17 protein-coding genes are annotated in these 21,818 nt (G+C 36.1%); 9 read left to right on the forward strand and 8 right to left on the reverse strand.

Annotated elements, in window-relative coordinates; genetic code table 11:
- Nucleotides 1-456: 456 nt before the first annotated feature.
- Both ACQ76T_RS06670 and ACQ76T_RS06675 read right to left on the reverse strand, forming a co-directional pair.
- Nucleotides 457-3,390: a reprolysin-like metallopeptidase gene (locus ACQ76T_RS06670; protein WP_431342540.1), complete on the reverse strand. Its 2,934-nt coding sequence runs from the start codon at nt 3,388-3,390 to the stop codon at nt 457-459.
- A gap of 430 nt (nt 3,391-3,820) precedes the next feature.
- A complete protein-coding gene (locus ACQ76T_RS06675; RefSeq protein ID WP_431342541.1) occupies nt 3,821-4,960 on the reverse strand; it encodes an acyl-CoA dehydrogenase family protein in 1,140 nt (379 codons plus the stop codon).
- A gap of 191 nt (nt 4,961-5,151) precedes the next feature.
- Between ACQ76T_RS06675 and ACQ76T_RS06680 the strand changes: the two genes are divergently transcribed.
- The 5 genes from ACQ76T_RS06680 (at nt 5,152) to purF (ending at nt 11,142) form a co-directional block, all read left to right on the forward strand.
- Nucleotides 5,152-7,026 carry an endonuclease gene (locus ACQ76T_RS06680; RefSeq protein ID WP_431342542.1) on the forward strand — a complete coding sequence of 625 codons (1,875 nt, stop codon included), beginning with the start codon at nt 5,152-5,154 and terminating at the stop codon, nt 7,024-7,026.
- 427 nt (nt 7,027-7,453) lie between these two features.
- Nucleotides 7,454-8,059 (forward strand): SatD family protein, encoded by a 606-nt coding sequence (locus ACQ76T_RS06685; RefSeq protein WP_431342543.1) that lies wholly within the window; start codon nt 7,454-7,456, stop codon nt 8,057-8,059.
- Nucleotides 8,060-8,061: 2 nt separating this feature from the next.
- Nucleotides 8,062-8,757, forward strand: coding sequence for a DUF3307 domain-containing protein (locus ACQ76T_RS06690; protein ID WP_431342544.1), 696 nt, complete (start codon nt 8,062-8,064; stop codon nt 8,755-8,757).
- A gap of 36 nt (nt 8,758-8,793) precedes the next feature.
- Nucleotides 8,794-9,516, forward strand: coding sequence for a phosphoribosylaminoimidazolesuccinocarboxamide synthase (gene purC / locus ACQ76T_RS06695; RefSeq protein ID WP_027372243.1), 723 nt, complete (start codon nt 8,794-8,796; stop codon nt 9,514-9,516).
- A gap of 126 nt (nt 9,517-9,642) precedes the next feature.
- Nucleotides 9,643-11,142, forward strand: coding sequence for an amidophosphoribosyltransferase (purF, locus tag ACQ76T_RS06700; protein WP_431342545.1), 1,500 nt, complete (start codon nt 9,643-9,645; stop codon nt 11,140-11,142).
- A gap of 83 nt (nt 11,143-11,225) precedes the next feature.
- On the opposite strand, the gene ACQ76T_RS06705 is transcribed toward purF, so the two are convergent.
- The 5 genes from ACQ76T_RS06705 to aroB form a co-directional block, all read right to left on the reverse strand.
- Nucleotides 11,226-11,936 (reverse strand): porin family protein, encoded by a 711-nt coding sequence (locus tag ACQ76T_RS06705; protein WP_431342546.1) that lies wholly within the window; start codon nt 11,934-11,936, stop codon nt 11,226-11,228.
- A 951-nt stretch (nt 11,937-12,887) separates the two neighbouring features.
- On the reverse strand, nt 12,888-13,478 hold the full coding sequence (locus ACQ76T_RS06710; RefSeq protein ID WP_431342547.1) for a porin family protein: 591 nt from the start codon (nt 13,476-13,478) through the stop codon (nt 12,888-12,890).
- Nucleotides 13,479-13,749: 271 nt separating this feature from the next.
- The gene (locus tag ACQ76T_RS06715) at nt 13,750-14,367 is read right to left on the reverse strand and encodes a porin family protein (RefSeq protein ID WP_431342548.1); all 618 of its coding nucleotides are present in this window, start codon (nt 14,365-14,367) and stop codon (nt 13,750-13,752) included.
- 223 nt (nt 14,368-14,590) lie between these two features.
- Nucleotides 14,591-15,238, reverse strand: a complete 648-nt coding sequence (locus tag ACQ76T_RS06720) for a porin family protein (protein ID WP_431342549.1) — start codon at nt 15,236-15,238, stop codon at nt 14,591-14,593.
- 277 nt (nt 15,239-15,515) lie between these two features.
- Nucleotides 15,516-16,562 carry a 3-dehydroquinate synthase gene (aroB, locus tag ACQ76T_RS06725; protein ID WP_431342550.1) on the reverse strand — a complete coding sequence of 349 codons (1,047 nt, stop codon included), beginning with the start codon at nt 16,560-16,562 and terminating at the stop codon, nt 15,516-15,518.
- 102 nt (nt 16,563-16,664) lie between these two features.
- On the opposite strand from aroB, the gene ACQ76T_RS06730 reads away from it, so the two are divergent.
- The 3 genes from ACQ76T_RS06730 (at nt 16,665) to ACQ76T_RS06740 (ending at nt 19,488) form a co-directional block, all read left to right on the forward strand.
- Nucleotides 16,665-17,846 (forward strand): pseudouridine synthase, encoded by a 1,182-nt coding sequence (locus tag ACQ76T_RS06730; protein ID WP_431342551.1) that lies wholly within the window; start codon nt 16,665-16,667, stop codon nt 17,844-17,846.
- A gap of 227 nt (nt 17,847-18,073) precedes the next feature.
- Nucleotides 18,074-18,643, forward strand: a complete 570-nt coding sequence (locus ACQ76T_RS06735) for a TetR/AcrR family transcriptional regulator (RefSeq protein ID WP_431342552.1) — start codon at nt 18,074-18,076, stop codon at nt 18,641-18,643.
- Nucleotides 18,640-19,488, forward strand: coding sequence for a sialate O-acetylesterase (locus ACQ76T_RS06740; protein WP_431342553.1), 849 nt, complete (start codon nt 18,640-18,642; stop codon nt 19,486-19,488). The genes ACQ76T_RS06735 and ACQ76T_RS06740 overlap by 4 nt, the downstream gene beginning before the upstream one ends.
- A 70-nt stretch (nt 19,489-19,558) precedes the next feature.
- Here the strand turns inward: ACQ76T_RS06740 and pncA are convergent, their stop codons facing one another.
- Nucleotides 19,559-20,164, reverse strand: coding sequence for a bifunctional nicotinamidase/pyrazinamidase (pncA, locus tag ACQ76T_RS06745; RefSeq protein ID WP_431342554.1), 606 nt, complete (start codon nt 20,162-20,164; stop codon nt 19,559-19,561).
- Nucleotides 20,165-20,554: 390 nt separating this feature from the next.
- On the opposite strand from pncA, the gene ACQ76T_RS06750 reads away from it, so the two are divergent.
- The gene (locus ACQ76T_RS06750) at nt 20,555-21,643 is read left to right on the forward strand and encodes a DEAD/DEAH box helicase (RefSeq protein WP_431342555.1); all 1,089 of its coding nucleotides are present in this window, start codon (nt 20,555-20,557) and stop codon (nt 21,641-21,643) included.
- Nucleotides 21,644-21,818 lie beyond the last annotated feature (175 nt).

Here is a 21,818-nt window from a genome sequence, read left to right on the forward strand (position 1 = left end):
TTTGATTTCCAATCAGTAAGATTCAGGGAAATTCAATCAATAAAGACATAAAAGGTCATCCATCGTAGAAAGTGATTTCTGTGCCTTTAATACCAGCGAGTAAACAGTACAATATGGGGAAATATTGAGTGATAAAAATAAATTAAAAATATTAAATATCAGTAAAATAATTCAATATAATTAATTATTAGTGAATATAATTTCAAATAAAAGAAATATTTTATTAAAATAATCGCTTTTGAAAAACGTAATAAAAGTGAGGTATTTCGAAGGTTTAAAAAAGACAGCGTGCTAACGTTTTGATTTTGTAGGTTTTAATTGCAGCGTTTGTAGGAAAGACTTGTTTGTCATTTTTTGAAATATTTTAAAGTTTCCTTTCTCAAATTGATTATAAAAAAACAAGGCAGTCTCTTTCTGAGACTGCCTTGTTATCGCATCGTTTAATTTTAAAGGGAATTAGTTTTTAATGAATCTCTTGGAGTTTTCACCTATCTGTATCATATAAGCTCCTTTAATAAGGCCACTTACATTTACAGAGCCTCTTTGAAGTTTTCCTGAGTCAATTAGTTTTCCACCCATATCGAAGATTTTGTAATCTTCCGAAGTCGTATTTGAAACAGATAGCATATCTTTCACTGGGTTAGGGTAAAGTTTGATATCTGTGATCAGATCTTTTGTATTAGACAGCTCAGCCTTTCCGGAAGAAACAATATTTACGGTATAATCCTCAACTTGGCCGTAAGTATAAGCTTCACAAGACGAAGTAGGAATTGAGCTGTATTTCATCATCACTCTCATTCTTGTTGAACCTATAGCTGCTGTTGACGGAATGGTAACGGATCCTGTAACAGGCGTTGTTGTAGAGCCGGCTTTAGACCATACAAGCTCTCCGCTGTCTGCAAAACTTCCGTTTCCGTTGTAGTCGATATATACCGCATAAGCTTCACTGTAATTTGTTGAAGTCCATGAAGGTGTAATAGAGAGTGTGTATGTGTTTCCTCTCGTTACATTCGTAGATATTGACGTGAAGTTTTCATAACCCGCTGTTCCTGTTGATGTATTGTTGATGGTTCCGAATTTCACATTTCCAATTCTTTCATCAGCTGTATTGGATGCGGAAGCTGAGCAATAGGTTACTGTTCCTCCGCCTGCAAGCGTAGTTACGCTTACTGTATTGCTTGAAACCGAAGTATTTCCTGCAGCATCTTTTGCTTTAACAGAGAAAGAGTACGTTGTAGATGGGCTCAATCCCGTTACTGTATAAGTTGTGGAAGCTGTAGAACCAATTAATGATGCTCCCTGATAAACATCGTATCCTGTAACACCTACATTATCTGTGGCTCCCGACCATGAAAGATTGGTTGTGCTGGAGGTTGTTCCAGAAGCAGCAAGGGTAGGAGCAGTAGGGGCAACAGTATCTGTAGATCCGGAACCTGCATTTACAGAGATGTTTGCATTATTTACATCAAAGAAGATATGATTGGAGCCTTTTACCATAATTCTTCCTGTAGTAGTTGTAGAATTAGGAATCGTTACAGCCTGTGTTCCGTCATTGGGTGTTGCTGACAATAGAGTTGTCCATGTATTTCCACTGTCTGTTGACCAAAGAATATCAACATTGGCTGTATTTATGCCATTTGCAGTAGTTCCTGCTACATCCCAGGTAACGGTTTGTGAGCTTCCTCCTGCGTAAGTAGTGGTTGAGTTTTGAGATGTTACGGTAAATGGTCCTGCCGTAGAATTTACAGTGATCACCGCATCATCTGAATTATTTCCTGAACCGCCGGCTTTGTTGTCTCGTACAGTAAATCTGAAATTCAATGTTCTGGCTACCGAAGATAGTGCTTCCACGGTTATTTCTGAACCTGCTGTAGTGGTTGCGCCCGCTAATACAGAAGCCATTCTTGGGAAATATCTTACCGGAACCGTAGTTGGCGTCCATGATCTGAAGTTAGGTCCGGAAGCTTTCGTTGCACTGGCAGCTGAGCTGGCACCTGTTTGAGAAGATGAAGCGTTATCCATCTGCTCCCAGATGTAAGTTAAAGAATCTCCGTCTGCATCTGTTCCGGACCCGGTAAGTACAAATGGAGTTCCTTTTGGAATTGTATAATCTAACCCTGCATTTGCGGTAGGAATTGAGTTTCCTGTGCTTGTATTCACAGAGCAGGTTTTTGCTTTAATATTGTTGGTAATTTGTTGAATGCTTATCGCATGGAAAAATGCGTCAGAATGAGGCTGAACATCCTGGCTGGTAATTCCCGCATATCCCATGATGGTTGATCCTGAACCAGGTTCCATATTCGCGCCTGTACCTTCATTGTTCATCGAGAAAGTATGGTTTCCGCCGAATTGGTGTCCCATTTCATGAGCTACATAATCAATATCAAAATTATCTCCTGAAGGAATAGCATCTGCCGGGGAAGTGTATCCGCTTCCTTTAGATCCGTTGGTGCAAATACAACCAATACATCCTGCGTTTCCTCCGCCTCCTGAAGCTCCGAACAAATGTCCGATATCATAATTAGCCTCACCAATAACTGATGTTAAGGTGCTTTGTAGCTGAGAATTCCAGCTGCTCATTCCTGAAGCGGCAGAATAAGGGTCGGTAGAAGCGTTCGTGTAGATAACAGCGTCGTTATTAGCGATCAGAACCATCCTTGCTGCAAAATCTTTTTCAAAAACACCGTTTACACGGGTCATGGTATTGTTCATTGCTGCTAATGCCTGTGCTTTTGTTCCTCCGAAATAAGTAGTGTATTCTCCTGTACAAGATAATGCAAGTCTGAAAGTTCTTAATTTAGCATCATCAGCATTAGGTCTCGCTGCCAGTGACGAGTTGGCAACCCCTTTTTGAGCAGCGTCTACTACTGTACATTCAAATTTGTTCAGGTTATCTTTTTTATCGGACTTTCTGTATACAACATACGTAGAAAGATCTTTAGAATAAGGCTCAATGAATACGGCGGATTTGTCACCATAAATTTCCATTGAAGATAAACCAAGAGGAGAAACGCTGAAGTAAACAGTAGAATTAGGATCATCAAGGCCTTGGCCTACATAAGATTTGATCTCCGGAAATTTCGCGGCCAGTTCCGGTGCGAAGTTAGAATTTTCCCTTACTTTGAAATTTTCCATTTTTCCTTCAGAATTTGGGAAAGAAATGATAATTTCTGATTTTTCGCCGGCTGCCAGTCTCTTAGGAGCTTTTGCCAGAACATTTTTTAATCCTTCAATATTTAGGTTGTACACCTTAGGATTAGTAATGCCTGACTTGTTTTCAAAGATCTCTGATGAAGATTTTCTGGAGCCTTCAGACCATAGACGATCCGTCTGAGCGAAAGAAATGCCACTAATAAGAAGCATTCCAATCAGGGTTAGTTGTTTTTTCATATTAAATATAGATTTTGATTGTGGAATATCAAATCTAATAAAAAATATGTTATTGAAAATAAAATTTTTTAAGAAAATTTTAGACTGTTTTTTTAATGTATTATGCGATGCATTGCGTATAATTGAAAACTCCTTTCTTTAAAAGAAAAATGACACATACCGAAGTACATGTCATTCTTTTTTTGTTTGATATAATATTTATTTAATTATATTACATATTATCATCAGGGCATCTTATCAAAAATATCCTGATTAAAATTGGCGGCATACCAGTTATAGATTTCTCAATATGAGAAGCTAACTGACCTGTTGTCCATTTTTTTTAAATGATTTCCAATGTAAAGCGCTGTCGGGAATTGCTGTTTTCTGCCTCATGTATAAACTCATCTCATCAGGCGTGTTTACTCCTTTCCGTGCTTACAAATTGAAATTATTTTGTAATATCTCTTCCGATTACGAGTCTTTGGATTTCAGAAGTTCCTTCACCAATTGTACAAAGTTTTGAATCTCTGTAGTATTTTTCAGCGGGGAAATCTTTTGTATACCCATATCCACCGAAGATTTGAACGGCATTGTTAGCAATTCTTACACATGCCTCAGAAGCATATAGTTTTGCCATAGCTCCTTCTTTGGTCATTTTTTGCTTTGCGTTTTTCAGGGTAGAAGCTCTTTGGATAAGAAGTTCTGCTGCATCTATTTCTGTAGCCATATCAGCAAGCATAAAGTTGATCGCCTGGAATTCAGAGATTGATTTTCCAAACTGCTGTCTTTCTTTAGCATATTTTAAAGCTGCTTTGTAAGCACCTCTTGCTGTACCTAAACTTAAAGCTGCAATAGAAATTCTACCGCCATCCAAAATTTTCATCGCCTGCTTGAAACCTTCACCTACTTCTCCAAGACGGTGAGAATCCGGCACGCGTACGTTATCAAAAATAAGTTCTGCGGTTTCTGAGGCGCGCATTCCTAATTTGTTTTCTTTTTTTCCTGAAGAAAATCCAGGCATTCCTTTTTCTAAAACGAAAGCTGTAGAGTTATTTTTGGCTCCTTTTTCTCCGGTTCTTGTCATTACCACGGCAATATCTCCTGAAATTGCGTGAGTGATGAAGTTTTTCGCGCCGTTGATGATCCAGTCGTCACCATCTTTTACTGCGGTGGTAGACATTCCTCCCGAGTCTGAACCTGTGTTGTGTTCTGTAAGTCCCCATGCTCCGATTACTTTTCCGGTAGCCAACTGAGGAAGCCATCTGTTTCTCTGTTCTTCGTTACCAAATTCATAAATATGGTTAGTGCAAAGTGAGTTGTGTGCCGCTACAGAAAGACCGATAGAAGGGTCTACCTGAGAAATTTCATCAAGAATGGTAACATATTCATGATATCCTAAACCGGAACCTCCATATTGCTCAGGAACTACAACTCCCATAAAGCCCATTTCACCCAACTGGTGGAATAGTTCTTTGGGGAACGTCTGGCTCTCATCCCATTCCATAATATTCGGACGGATATTCTTCTCTGCAAATTCTCTAGCTGTCTCCGCTATCATTTTGATGTTGTCAATAGTCTCTGTGTTCATATAGATAATAGTTAGTTCCCAAAGATAACCAAATTGACGGAATGCTAAAGAAAATTATTTCATTCGTAGTGTTTTAGGGCTGATGCATTTAATTTTCAATTTTTTATATTTTTATATTTAATGATTTGTTAATAAAATTTTCATGCTTATCCGTATTTTATTTTACTATTTTAGTCGCCCAATTTTAAAGCATGAAAAAAATTCTACTTCCTATTATTTTAATTTCCTCTTATATTACTGCGCAGGTTCCTGCCGGATATTATAACGGAACAGCTGGATTAACAGGTTATGCTCTGAAATCTAAACTGCATGACATCATTTCAGATAAGAATGTAAACTGGAATTACAGTGACCTTCAGGATTATTATAACCAGACAGATCTTGATATTTATTATGATCATAATGCCAGCAATACTACCTTGCTTCTGGATATTTATTCTGAAATCCCAAGCGGACCGGACGCTTATGAATATACCAGCCAACAGATGATTGGAAGTGCTTCTGCAGAAGGGCAGGGCTGGAACAGAGAACATATGATGCCTCAGAGTACTTTCTACAGCAATTATCCAATGTATTCTGATCTGTTTTACGTAATTCCTACAGATGCAAGAATCAATCAGTTGAGAAGTAATTATCCTTATGGTATTTCTACAACCACTCCTTCTAATATCTACTATAATTTTACGAATTCCTCTAAGATAGGTAAAAGTGCTATTCCGAACTGGGTGTATACAGGGCGTGTTTACGAACCTATTGACGAGTTTAAAGGAGATGTGGCGAGAAGCTTATTGTATTTTGCGGTAAGATATGAAGGTAAACTAGGTACTTTTAATTATAACAACAGTGCTAATCCAACTTCTGATACCAACCCGTTGGATGGAACAGAAGAAAGAGCTTTTGAGCCGGCTTATATAGCTATGCTTTTGCAGTGGAATCAGCAGGATCCGGTTTCACAAAGAGAAATTGACAGGAATAATAAGGTATATGCCCTTCAGAAAAACAGAAATCCATTCATCGATAACCCAGGATGGGTGAATACAATTTGGGGGCAGGCGGCTGATGCTATCGCTCCGCAAACTCCTTCTAATTTGATTTCTACGCAGAATAGCGCTTATTTTACAACCTTAAGCTGGTCTCCAAGTTCGGATGCTGATGTTATTGGATATCAGGTTTTTCAGAATGGAACTTTAGTGGCAACCACTAAAAATACGTCGATCAGTATAGATCATCTTACCCCGTCTACAGCTTATAATTTTACCGTAAAAGCTTATGATAATGGGTATTTGCTTTCTCCTGACAGTAATATAGCGTCTGTTACTACGTTGGCTTCCGATATATATGCAAAAGATCTTTATGTTTCTAAATATTTAAAAGGATCTTCTAATAATAAAGGAATTGAGATCACGAATAAAACAGGGCACCCTGTGAATCTTAGTGATTACAGATTATCTATTCAGTTTCCAAGCAGTGGTAATTATTATTTCCCTGCACCTTATGAACTGGAAGGAACTGTTCAGAATAACGAATCTTTTGTTATTTTAAACCCTGGAGCCAATTTTTCATGCTATACAATCAGTCAGGCTAAATTTGTGACTGCAGCTCCTCAAATGACCTTTACCGGAAGTCAATATCTTGAACTGAGATACAAGTCTACAACTATTGATGCGATTGGTATAAAAAGTCAGAGTAATACTTCTACTTTAAGCAATGTTTCTTTGTATAGAAAAGCGTCTGTAAATCAGCCTAATAATATTTTTGACCTGAATGAATGGGATTCTTACGCCTCCAATTATTGCCAGGATCTTGGAGGTACATTGTCTACCAGAGAACTGACTGCTTCTAACAGTGGGTTTGCTATTTATCCGAACCCTGTGTATGATAATCTCTATGTAAACGGAGCAACGGAAAAGGTAAAAACAGCCCAGATTATAGATGTTTCAGGAAAAGTAATTTATACTGAAAAAGATCCATTCAAGAATAAGAAGAATATATCGGTACAGGGAATTCCTACCGGAATGTACTTCCTAAAGCTTGATGAGAAAGCCCATCAGTTCATAAAAAAATAAATGTTCTTAGGAATTTAAACACTATTGTTTCGATGAGAAACCAAACCTCACAGGTTTTTAAAACCTGTGAGGTTTATTTTTTTAGTACATATATAAGAAAGATGATGGAGTTCTATTGTAAATATATAGTTATCCTAGCCCTGATAGCAGCGGTTACCCCGCAGCGGAAGAGAAAAAGGAGAGGGGCGAGGAGTATGAGCGGATAGCAGGAACAGCTTCTTATCTAAAAAAGTAGAGTTAAAGTAAATATAATCTTAAAAGATGAATTCTGTTTTTTACTTTTTAATAATTTTATTATTGTATATAATGTCTTAAAAACCTTTTGTTTAGCAGATAATCGATATAAGCAGATTCACTAATAATTAATATCTATAAGGGTTTTTGCTTATATTTTTTATTTATAAGTAATTATGCTTATATTTGCAGTATGATAGCGGTCATTACCGGTGATATTATAAATTCACAACATTCAGATACTGAAGTTTGGATTACCAAGCTTAAAAATCTTCTCGAAACCTGGGGAAGCGCTCCCGGCACATGGGAAATCTACAGGGGGGATGAGTTTCAGTTCAAGTGCAGTATTGGTGCTGTCTTCTGGCATTTTCTAGCCATAAAATCTCTTATTAAAAGTCAGGAAAATCTGGACGTAAGAATCGCCATAGGAATTGGTGAAGAAAGTTTCTCTTCTGAGAAGATCACAGAATCTAACGGAACAGCTTATGTAAACTCAGGCAGGCTGCTGAATGATCTTAAAAGTGACGGCCACACTGTGGCCATCAAAACATCCAGCGATGCTGTGGATAGAGATTTGAATATTTTGCTGAAATGGTCATCAAAAGATTTTGATAACTGGACGATGGCGACATCGGAAATTATTCATGAGATGATTATGAACCAGGATATTACCCAGGAAGATCTTGCCAAGAGATTTGCTATTTCACAGTCCTCTATCAGCCAGAGACTGAAACGAGCCAACTATGAGCTCATCGTGGAAACCAACCAGTATTTCAGAAAGAAAATCTCAGAATTATAAGCATGATCTTTATCAAACTCATATTGGCACATCTACTCGGAGATTTTATACTTCAGCCAAATTCATGGGTTGCAGATAAGGAAAACCATACACTGAAAAGTAAGTTTTTATACCTTCATATTCTGATTCACATTGTTTTAAGTCTTATTTTTCTTTGGGACATAGAATTTTGGTGGGTGGCTGTGTTGGTAGGAATTACTCACTTCATTATTGATGCTGCGAAACTGAGTTTCCAAAATGTAAAAACTAAAAAAACATGGTTTTTCATTGATCAGTTGCTGCATGTTCTTGTTATAGCCGGAGTTTCTTTTTATTTTGGAGAATTCAGCTTCGGATTTTTACAGGGTCAGGAATTTTTAAAGATACTGATGGCAGTTTTGTTTCTTACAACACCTGCTTCTATTGTTATCAAAATTCTATTGTCATCATGGACGCCCGCTCCGGATGGCCCTAATGCTATTCAAACCGAATCTTTAACAAGTGCCGGAAAATATATCGGAATTTTAGAACGCCTGCTGGTTTTCACTTTTATAACAGTGAATCATTGGGAAGGCGTAGGTTTCATGGTGGCTGCCAAATCTGTATTCAGGTTCAGCGACCTTACACAGGCAAAACAGAGAAAACTTACAGAATATGTACTGGTGGGTACACTGCTGAGTTTTGGACTGGCTGTCTTAACAGGAATAATAATAAAATAAATCAATAAATCTAACTACAATTTAGAAAGTAAAATTATGAGTCAAAAGAAAGAAATGTTGTACGAGGGTAAAGCGAAACAGGTATTTGCTACCGATAATCCAGATGAAGTAGTAGTACGTTTCAAAGACGATGCTACAGCATTTAACGCTCAAAAGAAAGGTCAGGTAGATCTTAAAGGAGAGATGAATAACGCTATTACAACTCTTATCTTTGAATATTTAAATGAAAAAGGGATCAAAACTCACTTCATCAAACAATTGGATGAAAGAGAGCAGCTGGTAAGAAAAGTATCTATCATTCCTTTAGAAATGGTGGTAAGAAACTACTCTGCAGGAAGCATGGCACAAAGATTAGGGGTTGAAGAAGGAATCAAATCTCCGGTAACTATTTTCGATATCTGCTATAAAAAAGATGAGTTGGGAGATCCGCTTATCAACGATCACCACGCTGTTTTCCTAGGTGCAGCAACTTACGAAGAGCTTGATGAAATGTATGAGCTTACTTCAGATATCAACGAGATCCTTATTGACCTGTTTGATAAAATCAACATTATCCTTGTAGATTTCAAAATCGAATTGGGTAAAACTTCAGATGGAGAGATCATCCTTGCTGACGAAATTTCTCCGGACACTTGCAGACTTTGGGATAAAGATACCATGAAGAAGCTTGATAAAGATAGATTCAGAAGAGACTTAGGAGAAGTAACTGAGGCGTACGTAGAAATCTACAACCGTCTGAAAAATCTTTTACAGAAATAAGATTTTAGAGAATAGATAATATTCTGACAACAATTTGTTATTCAAAAACAAAATTAAAAACTGAAGTTAACTTAGACTAATTTCTAACATCTAATATCTAACTTCTAATCATTAGAAAAAATAGAAATGAAAAGTTTAGACATTCATAAAAGTGAATATTTAAAACAGTTTGAAAACCAGGTTTACGGAAGGAATCTTTTCAGAACTCAGGAAGAGGAAAGATTAGATGCTCCCAACGAAGAATGTGGGATCTTCGGATTGTATTCGGATAATGATCTTGATACATTCTCTCTTTCGCAGTTTGGCCTTTTCGCATTACAGCACAGAGGTCAGGAAGCGTGCGGTATTTCTGTCCTGAAAGAAGGCCGAATTACCAATATGAAAGACGAAGGGCTGGTTTTGGACGTTTATAAAGACATTCAGGAACCTGAAACTTTTATGGGAAATTCTGCAATCGGACATACCCGTTATACGACTGCAGGAGATAAAAAGAAATATAATTTCCAGCCATTTTTCGCTAAAAACGAATATGACCAGATTATACTTTCCATAGCGCACAATGGTAACCTTACCAATGCGAAAGAATTAAAAGCTGAGTTGGAAGCTGAAGGCGTTGTTTTCAGAGCAACCTCCGATTCGGAAGTTATTTTGAGATTAATTCAAAAAAATCTGGATCTGGGTCTTCGTGGCGCTATTAAGGCAACTATGGAGAAGATTGAAGGTGCTTATTCTGTAGTCGGAATGACAAGAAATAAATTCTTTGCATTCAGAGATTTCAATGGAATCCGCCCTTTGGTATTAGGAGCTATTGATGAGAATTCTTATGTGGTAGCATCAGAATCTGTTGCATTAGATGCTGTAGGAGCTCAATATGTACGTGATATTCTTCCTGGTGAAATCATTTATACCAATGAAAATGAGCCCGGAAAACTTCACTCTTATATGATGGATGAAGCCAAAGGAAAACAGAGAATCTGTTCTTTTGAGTACATCTATTTTGCAAGACCTGACTCTACCTTAGAAAACATTAATGTTTATGAGATCAGAGAAAAATCCGGAGAAAAAATCTGGGAGCAGGCTCCTGTAGAAGCGGATCTTGTGATTGGAGTTCCCGATTCCGGAGTTCCCGCAGCTATCGGTTTTTCAAAGGCATCAGGAATACCTTTCCGTCCTGTTCTGATTAAAAACAGATATATTGGACGTAGTTTCATTGTTCCTACTCAGGAAATGAGAGAAAGAGTGGTAAACCTGAAACTGAACCCGATTATCTCGGAAATGAAAGACAAGAGAGTTGTCATCATTGATGACTCCATTGTTCGTGGAACAACTTCTAAGAGATTGGTTAAAATTCTTAAAGATGCAGGAGTAAAGGAAATCCACTTCAGAAGCGTTTCTCCACCAATTATTGCCCCTTGCTACCTGGGAATTGATACTCCTTCAAAAGATGATTTGATTTCTGCAAATATGTCTACAGAAGAGCTTAAAAACTATTTAGGCGTTGATTCTCTGGAGTTTTTAAGTATAGATAACCTGAAAGTAATTTTAGGATCCTCTAATCACTGCTTTGGATGCTTCACTGAAGAATATCCGGTAGGAAAAGGAGAGGAGGTAGAATTATTCAATTAATCATACTTATCCAAACATACAAAAGAGCCAGATGTACTACATCTGGCTCTTTCTATTGGGGTTAAAAAATTGGTTTGTATTAATTAAAATTTATAGTTTAAACCTAACTGAAATACTCTGTTGTTATTTTCAGCTGCAGACATACTCTTGTCGATCTTCGTTAAACTGTTTACATATCTTGCACTGATCCCGATATTGGAAGTGATATCATACCCTAAACCAAGTCCTAAACCGACGTTGAATCTGTTAATTTGGTCTTTGTCGATATCTGAAGAGTGAGAACTTGTTGTAGTTGTCGTAACACCTCCAGTAGTGCTTGCTACAGTTGTTTCTCCTTTATTTTTTCCGGTAATGAAATAACTGAATTCAGGTCCTGCTTCAATATAAAAATTATCTACAGGTCTCATCTGAAGCATTAATGGTACTGAAATATAATCCATTTTTACTCTGCTTTGAGCTTTAGTCTTTACATTCGTTACTCCGTTGTCAGTTTCTGTAGAATAAATTACATCTTTTGCACCCATCTGGTTATATAAAACCTCTGGCTGTAAACTGAATTGTTTAGAAAGTGGAATATTAACAAATGCTCCGGCATGGAACCCTAATTGCTGGCTATTGATACCGAATTTCTGCTGACTGAAGTACGCTGAGTTTCCTCCGGCTTTGATCCCGAATCTAACAGGTTGAACATCTTTTTTAAGAGGTGATGGATTTACTTTTTCTGTTTTTGGTGTTTCCTGTGCGAAAGCTAGAGTCCCGGCCGTTAAAGCCAGCCCTAAAAATAACTTCTTCATAATTTTATCTTTTAATTTTACTATTTGTGTCTTCGAATGATTTCTCAATCAGACTTGAATTATTTTGCAAATTGCTTGCCAAAGTTTAGAAATCCCTGTTTAAAGGGTGTTTCGGAGGGCTTCTGCTATAATTACATTTACTTTTTTTATTGCCTTTAGTAAAAAAAGATATCTTAAATATCCCTTTTTAGGGAATATTTTAAAAGTAATAAAGGTTATTTATTGATATTTTAATATTGTGGATAATTTGAAATAGGGCATTGAATTTAATGATAGAAAGAATCCTTTTTAGCGAAAAATTGAGAGAGAATATCTTTTTTGAGATCTGCTTCTTTCATGATTTGATTAAAAAAATAAAATGCCAGACTCAACAGAATCTGGCATACATTTGAAAAATAATAAATATCTCTACTTGATTAAACTAATCCACAATTATTTAAAAGAAAAATGTCTTTATTATCACGTTGAATTACCTGAAGAAAATTGACTGACTTAAAAAAAGCGAAAAAGTCAGACTTAAACAAATAAGCCTGACTTTTTCTATTGAAATCAAAATGTATTTTACTTTACAGGATTATAGTTCTGTATTCCGATCTTTCCTTTACAACATATCATATATTCAAAAATACCTTGTTTAGATTGGTACATACACCTGAATTTGAAATGAAAACCGATTTTAAATGGAATCAGTAAACATCTCATCTCAATAACAAAATTGTAGGTTGGATATATTTCGGAATAAGGATACAATCACTACTTTATACGCAAATTTCTTGCCAAAATAAATTGAATTGATAAAATAAAGTCATTTTTTTGTTAATGAGGCTGAGTGATCTTTTTAAGTGTTGATTATTAGAAGTTAACGTTAAAAACAATCACAAAAAAACCGGATTACATACATAATCCGGTTTCTATTAATATAAAAATTTGTTATCGTAAATGAAACTTTTCTTAAAATTTGTACGCCAAACCTACCTGGAATACACCGTTTTTAGATTTATCTGTAGAAAGGTCAGGTCTGTTTTTAGCAACATCTGTTAAGCCTGCAACATATCTTGCTGTAACTCCGATGTTTTGAGTGAAATAGTATCCAGCTCCTAATCCAATTCCAAAATCAAATGATTTAAATAGATCTTTACCATCTGTAGAGTTTGATCTATACTTTATCTTCGAATTCACCAAAAAGCTAAATTGAGGTCCTGCTTCTACATATAAATTAGGAAGAGCATTATATTGAATCATTAATGGAACTGAAATATAGTCAAGGTTGGCTTTTACATCACTATTTGCTTTAGTTTTTGCACCCATTCCACTGTACAAAACTTCAGGCTGGAAAGAGAAATCCTGTGCTACAGGAATATTAGCGAATACTCCTCCATAAAATCCAGCTTTTGAATTAAAATCTCCACCGGAAAGGTTAGAAATATTAAGACCCGCTTTCAAACCGAATCTTGCTGAACCTGTTGAAGTTGAAGTTGATGTTTTCTGAGCGAAAGTGAAAGTACCTGCTACAAGGGCAAGGCCTAAAAGAATCTTTTTCATAGTATTTTCTTTAATGTTGGGTTATTAAGTTTTATTTAACACTTTTTTTATTATCAAATGGCATGCCAAAAAACACATCTTTAATTAACATGCTGAAAATCAACTGTTAATTTAATTTGATTGTGGGCTTGATTTTAAATTTTTAATTGATTAAGTTTATATTCGTTAACATATTTTAAGATATATTGAAAAAAAACAGTTGTCTCAATTACTGAAACAACCGAATATATTTGTTAATATGAAGTTTGTTATCTAAAAATAGAAGTCAGATTTAGAACTTATAAGAAACACCCACCTGGAATACTCCGTTTTTTACAGAATTGGTATTATCATATCCATAATAATATCGTGTTTTTACAATATCAGATAAACCTGCAACATATCTTACATTCACACCGATATGACGGGTAATATAATATCCTGCTCCTAATCCGATTCCAAAATCAAACGACTTTGTTCCATCTTTATACGCTCCGGTAGAAGCGCTTTTCTTTAATCTGGCATCAATTAAGAAATTAAACTGAGGCCCGGCTTCAACATATAAATTAGGCAGAGCATTATATTGGAACATTACAGGAACAGATAAATACTCTAAGTTGAGCTTAGTACTGCTGTCTTCTTTTAATTTTCCTCCCACAGCACTGTACATTACTTCTGGCTGAACGGAGAAATCTTTAGTTACCGGAATATTAGCAAATACTCCTCCATAGAATCCGGCTTTTGCATTCATATCCATATTAGAAACCGTAGAAACATTAAGTCCCGCTTTTAATCCGAATTTGATAGAAGAAGAGGAATTAGGAGATGGAGTTGTGGTTGTGTCAGAAGTACTTTGTGCAAAAGCAAATGAGCCTGCAGCAAGTGCCAGGCTGAAAAAAATCTTTTTCATAGGTTAAAAGTTATTTTTATGTATGTTTAACCCGCGATCAGAAACAAACAACATGCCACAATCCCTTTATTCATCGGTATTAACGTTTTGTTAGCATATGGAGTGAATTCTTAAATCAATACCTATTTTTACTCTTTTGTGAAAAAAGAAAAAGATCAGACTGAAAACAATCTGACCTCTTTATTGAATATAAAAATTTGTTAGTGAATGTGTATGGAAAAGCTTATTTGAATTTATAAGCTAATCCTACCTGGAATACGTTGTTTTTTACAGAGTCTCCATTGTTATTTTTGTAAATATCTGTAAGACCAGCCGTATATCTTGCGGTAATTCCTAGGTTAGGAAGGAAATAATAACCTGCTCCGATTCCGATACCAAAGTTGAATGTTTGGAAATCGTCCTTGTTAAGAGTAGCAACCTGAGTGTTGTTGTTATTGTTGGTTGAGTTTTTGAATTTATCCTTAGCGCTTACTAAGAATCCGAACTCCGGACCTGCTTCAAGGAAGAACTCTGGAGTCGCGTTATATTGGAACATTACAGGTACTGCAACATATCCTAAGTTTCTTGAATATTCACTTCTGTATGTATTTCCAAGAGCTGAATATTCTCTGGTTACTTTTGAACCTAAGTCATTATAAATAACCTCCGGTTGTACACTGAAAGAACTCGCTAATGGAATGTTTGCGAAAACACCCGCGTTAAAACCGATTTTTGATTTTGAATCACTTAAGTCGGCTCCGTTAGATAATGAAGATACGTTCATACCACCTTTCACACCAAATGTTACCGGATTGGAAGAAGTGGTAGGGGTCTGTTGAGCGAATGCTAATGTTCCAGCAGTTACTGCTAATCCTAAAATTAACTTTTTCATAACTTTAATTTTTTAATTTTACTCTTTCTTAATTTTAAATTTTACTACTTGTCAACATTTTCAGTTGAACGCTGAGTATCTTCCAAATTGCTTGCCAAAATTCTTTTTTATGAGTAAAATCAATAAAGAAACCACTCAGGAAATGAGTGGTTTGTAATGTAAATAATTGATTTTCAATTACTAATTTAATTAAATAAACATTTGTTTAGAAGTGGTCTAAATTGACAATTTTGTCAAAAAGAGGATTGAAAAACTGAATGTTTGAATACAATTTGTACTATGCATCATTCAATTTTCGGTAAAAATGAATGGATTCAAGAATATTTTTATGGCTACATTGGTGATCATAGGTACAAGAACCAATTCCCGAAAGTAAAGAAAAGTTAATCTTACTGTCCGTGTTCTTTTTATCATTCATCAGTAAAGCCGTAATATCTTCATCTTTAAAATCACTGATATCCAAATAGGGGTAATATCTCTGAATATTTTCAATGATGATTTTTGAATCTTGTTCTGAAATAAGATTTTCAAGATAAGCAAGGTGAGCTTCAGCAATCATTCCCATGGCTACTGCTTCACCATGAAGAATAGGATTTTCCTGCTGCAGACATAAGCTTTCAACAGAATGTCCTATCGTATGCCCAAAATTTAATGTTTTTCTGATATTCTGCTCATGGAAATCTTTTTCTACCACATCCTGCTTAATGTCCATAGAAGTCTGAATATGAGGTGTAACGGAAGCTACATCTAACTTTTGAATTTGAATCAGCTGTTCCCAATGTGCTTTATCTGCAATAAGGCCATGTTTCAGCATTTCTGCAAAGCCACTTCTTAATTCTTTAAAGGGAAGTGTTTCCAAGAATTTCGGAAAAATAAAAATCTGCTCCGGGAAAGCAAAGGTTCCCACCATATTTTTATAATGCATCAGATCAATTCCTGTTTTACCTCCAATAGAAGCATCACACATCGATAAAAGGGTAGTAGGGATATTGATGAACTGTATTCCTCTTTTATAAGTAGAAGCTACAAAACCTCCCATATCGGTAATCACACCGCCACCAAGGTTGATAACCAATGCTTTTCTGTCCGCCTGCATTTCTGTAAGAATTTCCCAAAGCTGATTGGCTGTCTGGATATTCTTCATTTCCTCTCCGGCTTCAATCTCCAGAATTTCGAACCCAAGGTCTGTTTCCATGTTTCCAAGAAGAACAGGAAGACAGTATTCATGAGTATTCTCATCTACCAGTATAAAAATCTTACTGAAAGATTTTTCGTGAAGAAAGTCGTTGAGTTGAGAAAAATTATCATTTAATATTGTTATCATCTTAGTTGATATATAAAGTTAAAAACATAAACTATATTGCAAAGTTATGATTCTTAATTTTTAACTCATAACTAAATTACTATCTTTGCAGAAATTTTTAGAATGAGCAGAGATAATAATAATTCAGACAGACCAAAGAGACCAAGAATTTCAACCAAGAAAAGTTCTGATGATTCTCGTGCTTCCAGATCTGGAAATTCTTCAGGATCAAAACCTTTTAAAAAACCTTTCTCTAAAGACGGAGGAAGAAAAGGCCCGGAACATCAAGGGTCCAACTCAAAATTTGAAAAGAAACCTTTTAAGAGAAATACAGAAAGTTCTGAAAGCTCAAATGAAGATTTTGGCTCAAGATCTGAACGTAAGCCATACATTACGAACAAAAGTGAGAGCTTTGAGAGAAAATCTTTTGGAAAACCTAAAAGAGGTGGAAAAAATTTTGATACAAGAGATAAGTATGAAAGAGGCAGCCTGAAATATGGTAGAAGACCATCTAACGGCGAAGAAAGAAATGATGACAGAGCAAAATCTTTTGTACAGAAAAGAAGGCTGAACAAAATCGAAAAGGATGTCCACAAAGACAGCATCCGTTTGAATAAGTATATTGCCAACTCAGGGATCTGCAGCAGAAGAGAAGCTGATGAGCTGATCACTCAGGGACTTGTAGAGGTAAACGGAAAAGTAGTAACCGAAATGGGTTATCAGGTACAAAAAACAGATAGAGTAGTGTTTGACGGACAAAGTATTACACCAGAAAAACCTGTATATGTACTTTTGAACAAGCCAAAAGGTTATATTTCTACTACTAAAGATGACAAAGCCAGAAAAACTGTAATGGATCTTGTAGCCAATGCTTCTCCTTACAGACTTTTCCCGGTAGGAAGACTGGATCGTTCAACAACGGGAGTTATCTTGTTAACGAATGACGGTCATATGACGAAAAAACTTACTCACCCTTCTTTCGATGCTAAAAAGATTTACCACGTAACACTGGATAAGAAACTTACGGGTGAAGATTTGCGTCTTATTGCGGAAGGAATTCGTCTGGATGAAGGAGTAGCGGTTGTTGATCAGATTTCATATATCGAAGGAAAACCAAAGAATGAGATTGGAATTGAAATCCATATCGGATGGAACCGTGTGATAAGAAGAATATTCCAAAGATTAGGATACGAAGTAGAATCTTTAGACAGAGTAATGTTTGCCGGATTAACGAAGAAGAACATCAAAAGAGGGCACTGGAGAATCCTTTCAGAACTGGAAGTAAATAACCTTAAAATGCTTTAGACTCATGATGAGCTTTGAATTTTAGATTCAGGCTTCTGATTGAAACTATTATTGCCAGGTAATAATTTTAAAGGCAAAGAATAAAAAGCGCAGAAACTAGTTTCTGCGCTTTTTTGTAATATTAATAAGATAAAAATGCGGTTTCATTTTATATAAATTTATTATTTAAAAATCAAATTGTCTCATTGTTGAGACAATTGTCGTATATTTGTGTCAATAAAAAAGATATGAATACCCAGCAGAAAATTATTGATGCGGCAATATCCGTTTTGAACGAGAATTTCTCAGCAACATTTGAGGATATTGCGGTAAACTGTGGCATTAACAGAAGAACGATTCACCGGTATTTTAAAAGCCGGAATGAACTGTTGGAAGCATGTAACAGGAATATGATGGAAGCATGGGAATCGGCCACTCTTACAGTTTGTGACAGCTCAGAAGATCCTTTAATACAGCTTGAACATTTATTATATGCAGGAATTGATAGCGGAACAAAGTATGCTTTTCTTATTAAACTGAATGATCATGTTAAATTTTCTTCAACAATTGACGAAAACAGTCAAAGTGAGGCCTATTTAAAAAGAAGAAATCAGTTATTTGATGCCATTCAGGCATTACAAAAGCAGCAGGTGATCAATAATCAGCTTCCATTACCTTGGATAAGGATTCTTTTCACAAGCGTGATCACTGCAACGATTACGGCATTCAGATCCGGAGATATTGCTCAGAATGAAGTGAAAAAACTGGCCTGGTATTCATTCAGCAGAAGTATTGGTATACAAGAGAATAAAAAATGATACATTCCTTTTTAATGATAGGTCAGTCCAATATGGCTGGTAGGGGTTACACCAAAGAAGTTCCGCCTATCTACGATGAGCATATTAAAATGCAAAGAAACGGATTATGGCAGATTATGTCTGAGCCTATTAATTTTGACCGTTCCAATGCCGGTGTGGGACTTGCCGCTTCATTTGCTGCATCCTGGAGACTAGGCCATCAACAAGACGAGATAGGATTGATTCCCTGTGCTGACGGAGGAACCAGCCTTGATGATTGGGCGGTAGGAAGTGCTTTGTTTGAAAATGCTATATCACAGGCAAAATTAGCACAACGAACAAGCCAGATTGCAGGTATTCTCTGGCATCAGGGAGAAAATGACTGTTCTCCGGAAAAGGCCGAGAGATATGGCGAAAAATTTTCTGTAATAACAGAAACTTTGCGCCAGGAGCTTAATATTCCGGAAGTTCCTCTTATAATAGGTGGCTTAGGGGATTTTCTATCCAGTGGAATCTTCGGGAAATATTTTACTTCATATCCTCTGGTTAATCAGGCTCTGGAAGAATTTGCAAAATCCCATGAAAACTGTTATTTTGTTACAGCGAAAGGACTTACTGCCAATGCTGACAGTATTCATTTCAATGCCTTGTCACAAAGGATATTGGGTATCAGATATTACAGCGCTTTTCGTGAGGCAAAACATCTTCTGGTCCCTCGTCATGATGAAGAAAGTATTCTGAAGACAATCTATGATAGGCCTTATACAAAAACAGAAAAAATCAAACTGTTGGAACATGAATTTGCGATGGGAAATATTGAGCCCAAAGATTTTCTGTCAGAATTAGCGGTACTGAGCCAGGAGTAATCTATTATAAAAAAATAAACAGCATCACTGATGCTGTTTATTTTTGAGTATATCTTTATTGTATGCTGTTTTATCCAAGTACCGTTACTCCTTTTTCGATCATTTCATAGATCGCATCTCTGCCATTGTCAGGCTTCACATTTACGGCACGCGTTCCGTTAAAGTGTAAGCAGGTAATATAGCCGTTTGCTACAGCATCCTGAGCCGTAAACTTCACACAGTAATCCATTGCCAGGCCTACGATTTCCACCAATTGAATATCATGATATTTCAGGAAGTCATCCAAACCTGTTTTCATAAAATGGTTATTATCCTGAAAGCCGCTGTAGCTGTCAATTTCAATATTTTTACCCTTTTGTATCGTGTGAGTTACTTTTTCCTGATTCAGATCTTTATGAAATTCTGCGCCAAAACTTCCCTGTACACAATGATCGGGCCACATAAACTGAGGAACACCGTTCAAAATAATACTTTCTCCTACTTTTCTTCCGTTGCTGCTGGCAAAACTTTTGTGCCCTACAGGATGCCAGTCCTGAGTAAGAACAACCTGATCATATTCATTTTCCTCCATCAAAAGATTGATGTAAGGAATAATTTCATTAGCTCCCGGTACTGCAAGGGCTCCTCCTTCACAAAAATCATTCTGCACATCAACTATTATTAACGCTTTTTTCATATTTAGATTTATCGAATTTTTGATTAATTTACGAAAATCAGCGTCAAAAATTCTTCCAAAATAAAATTATCGGACAAATCGGCAATATAATTTTATTATAATGCTGAGAATAGAGGATAAAAGAGTAAAGTAAGACGTTTTAAGCTCTTATCAGACAGATTAAAAGAAACAGATATAACGTAAGAAAAAAAACAAGTTTTAATATTGAATTAGATTCCAATAAATACCTGAATTTTTTCAACTTATAGAGTAAAGGATAAACTTTGTCTTCAGTGATTCCTTTTTAAAGCGAAAACCAAATCTCAATAGCTTATCTTTGCAGGAAATAAGTATTTTATGTCATTTGAATCTTTAGGATTATCACACAATATTATTCGTTCTGTCAAAAAAATGGGTTACTTAAAGCCATTTCCCATTCAGGAGCAGTCTGTCCCGATTATTTTGCAGGGGAAAGACTTGATGGGAATTGCACAGACAGGTTCCGGAAAAACCGCTTCTTTTGTAATGCCGATTTTAGAGAAACTACAACATTCAGAAGCAAAGAAAGGACGTAATGTTCAGGTTCTGGTATTGGTTCCAACCCGTGAGTTGGCTATTCAGATTGATGAAGTTTTCAGAGCTTTCGCAGAGGATCTGAATCGTGAAATTCGTACAATGGCAGTGTATGGTGGTGTATCCATTAATCCACAAATGAAGGGGATGTTTGGCGTAGAAGTGCTTATTGCAACTCCTGGACGATTATTAGACCTGATTGATCATAATGCATTGAGTATTTCGGGCATTCAGCATTTGGTAATTGACGAAGCAGACAAAATGTTTCAGTTAGGCTTTGGGGAAGAAATGAATAAACTTTTTGCCATGATGCCGGTAGTGAAGCAGACTATTTTATTTTCAGCGACATTGAATGATAAGGTTTCTGAAATGAAAGAACGTTTATCCATCAATCCCGTTATCGTTGAGATAAAAAAAGAAGAAGTTGAAATAGATAATATTGAACAATTAGCGTATCACGTTGCTCCAGAAAACAAAGGTCCTTTTCTGCGTTATTTGATTAAAGAAAAGAAAGTTGAAAAAGCACTGATTTTTGTTTCATCTACAAGATCTGCCGATAATCTGGTTGAAAAACTGAAAAAGAATAAAATTAAAGCCGTAGCGATCCACAGTCAGAAATCACAAGGCGCCCGTAGAAATAATTTGGAAGAATTTAAAGTAAATGGAGCGCAGATCCTGGTTGCGACAGACTTAATTGGTCGTGGAATTCATATCGAATCTCTTCCGTGTGTGATCAACTATGAATTGCCCCGGTCTCCCTTAGACTATATTCACAGAATTGGTAGAACAGGACGTGCCAATGAAAAAGGAACCGCCATTACCATTCTTACAGATGATGAATTACAGCATTTCCGTGTTATTCAAAAGAAAATGGGCCGAAAGGTTACCTTACAGAGGACGGAAGGTATTGATCTGCATGGCTATTAATCTTACAATAAATAAAAGGCTTCATTTTTTATAAAATTGAAGCCTTTTTTTATGGAATGAAGATCATTCGTTTTTTAAGCACAATTAACATTTTTTTCATACTCACATATCTCGGATTTTTGATACATTTACAGACATAACAGCTAAAATTTGCTTTCAACTGAATAATCAGGCT

Origin of the sequence: Chryseobacterium sp. JK1 (assembly GCF_050632815.1) — a bacterium.
GTDB lineage: Bacteria > Bacteroidota > Bacteroidia > Flavobacteriales > Weeksellaceae > Chryseobacterium.

Coding starts and splice junctions, on each gene's coding strand:
- ACQ76T_RS06670 (WP_431342540.1), bottom strand. CDS start 3,390: ATGAAAAAACAACTAACCCTGATTGGAATGCTTCTTATTAGTGGCATT.
- ACQ76T_RS06675 (WP_431342541.1), bottom strand. CDS start 4,960: ATGAACACAGAGACTATTGACAACATCAAAATGATAGCGGAGACAGCT.
- ACQ76T_RS06680 (WP_431342542.1), top strand. CDS start 5,152: ATGAAAAAAATTCTACTTCCTATTATTTTAATTTCCTCTTATATTACT.
- ACQ76T_RS06685 (WP_431342543.1), top strand. CDS start 7,454: ATGATAGCGGTCATTACCGGTGATATTATAAATTCACAACATTCAGAT.
- ACQ76T_RS06690 (WP_431342544.1), top strand. CDS start 8,062: ATGATCTTTATCAAACTCATATTGGCACATCTACTCGGAGATTTTATA.
- purC (WP_027372243.1), top strand. CDS start 8,794: ATGAGTCAAAAGAAAGAAATGTTGTACGAGGGTAAAGCGAAACAGGTA.
- purF (WP_431342545.1), top strand. CDS start 9,643: ATGAAAAGTTTAGACATTCATAAAAGTGAATATTTAAAACAGTTTGAA.
- ACQ76T_RS06705 (WP_431342546.1), bottom strand. CDS start 11,936: ATGAAGAAGTTATTTTTAGGGCTGGCTTTAACGGCCGGGACTCTAGCT.
- ACQ76T_RS06710 (WP_431342547.1), bottom strand. CDS start 13,478: ATGAAAAAGATTCTTTTAGGCCTTGCCCTTGTAGCAGGTACTTTCACT.
- ACQ76T_RS06715 (WP_431342548.1), bottom strand. CDS start 14,367: ATGAAAAAGATTTTTTTCAGCCTGGCACTTGCTGCAGGCTCATTTGCT.
- ACQ76T_RS06720 (WP_431342549.1), bottom strand. CDS start 15,238: ATGAAAAAGTTAATTTTAGGATTAGCAGTAACTGCTGGAACATTAGCA.
- aroB (WP_431342550.1), bottom strand. CDS start 16,562: ATGATAACAATATTAAATGATAATTTTTCTCAACTCAACGACTTTCTT.
- ACQ76T_RS06730 (WP_431342551.1), top strand. CDS start 16,665: ATGAGCAGAGATAATAATAATTCAGACAGACCAAAGAGACCAAGAATT.
- ACQ76T_RS06735 (WP_431342552.1), top strand. CDS start 18,074: ATGAATACCCAGCAGAAAATTATTGATGCGGCAATATCCGTTTTGAAC.
- ACQ76T_RS06740 (WP_431342553.1), top strand. CDS start 18,640: ATGATACATTCCTTTTTAATGATAGGTCAGTCCAATATGGCTGGTAGG.
- pncA (WP_431342554.1), bottom strand. CDS start 20,164: ATGAAAAAAGCGTTAATAATAGTTGATGTGCAGAATGATTTTTGTGAA.
- ACQ76T_RS06750 (WP_431342555.1), top strand. CDS start 20,555: ATGGGTTACTTAAAGCCATTTCCCATTCAGGAGCAGTCTGTCCCGATT.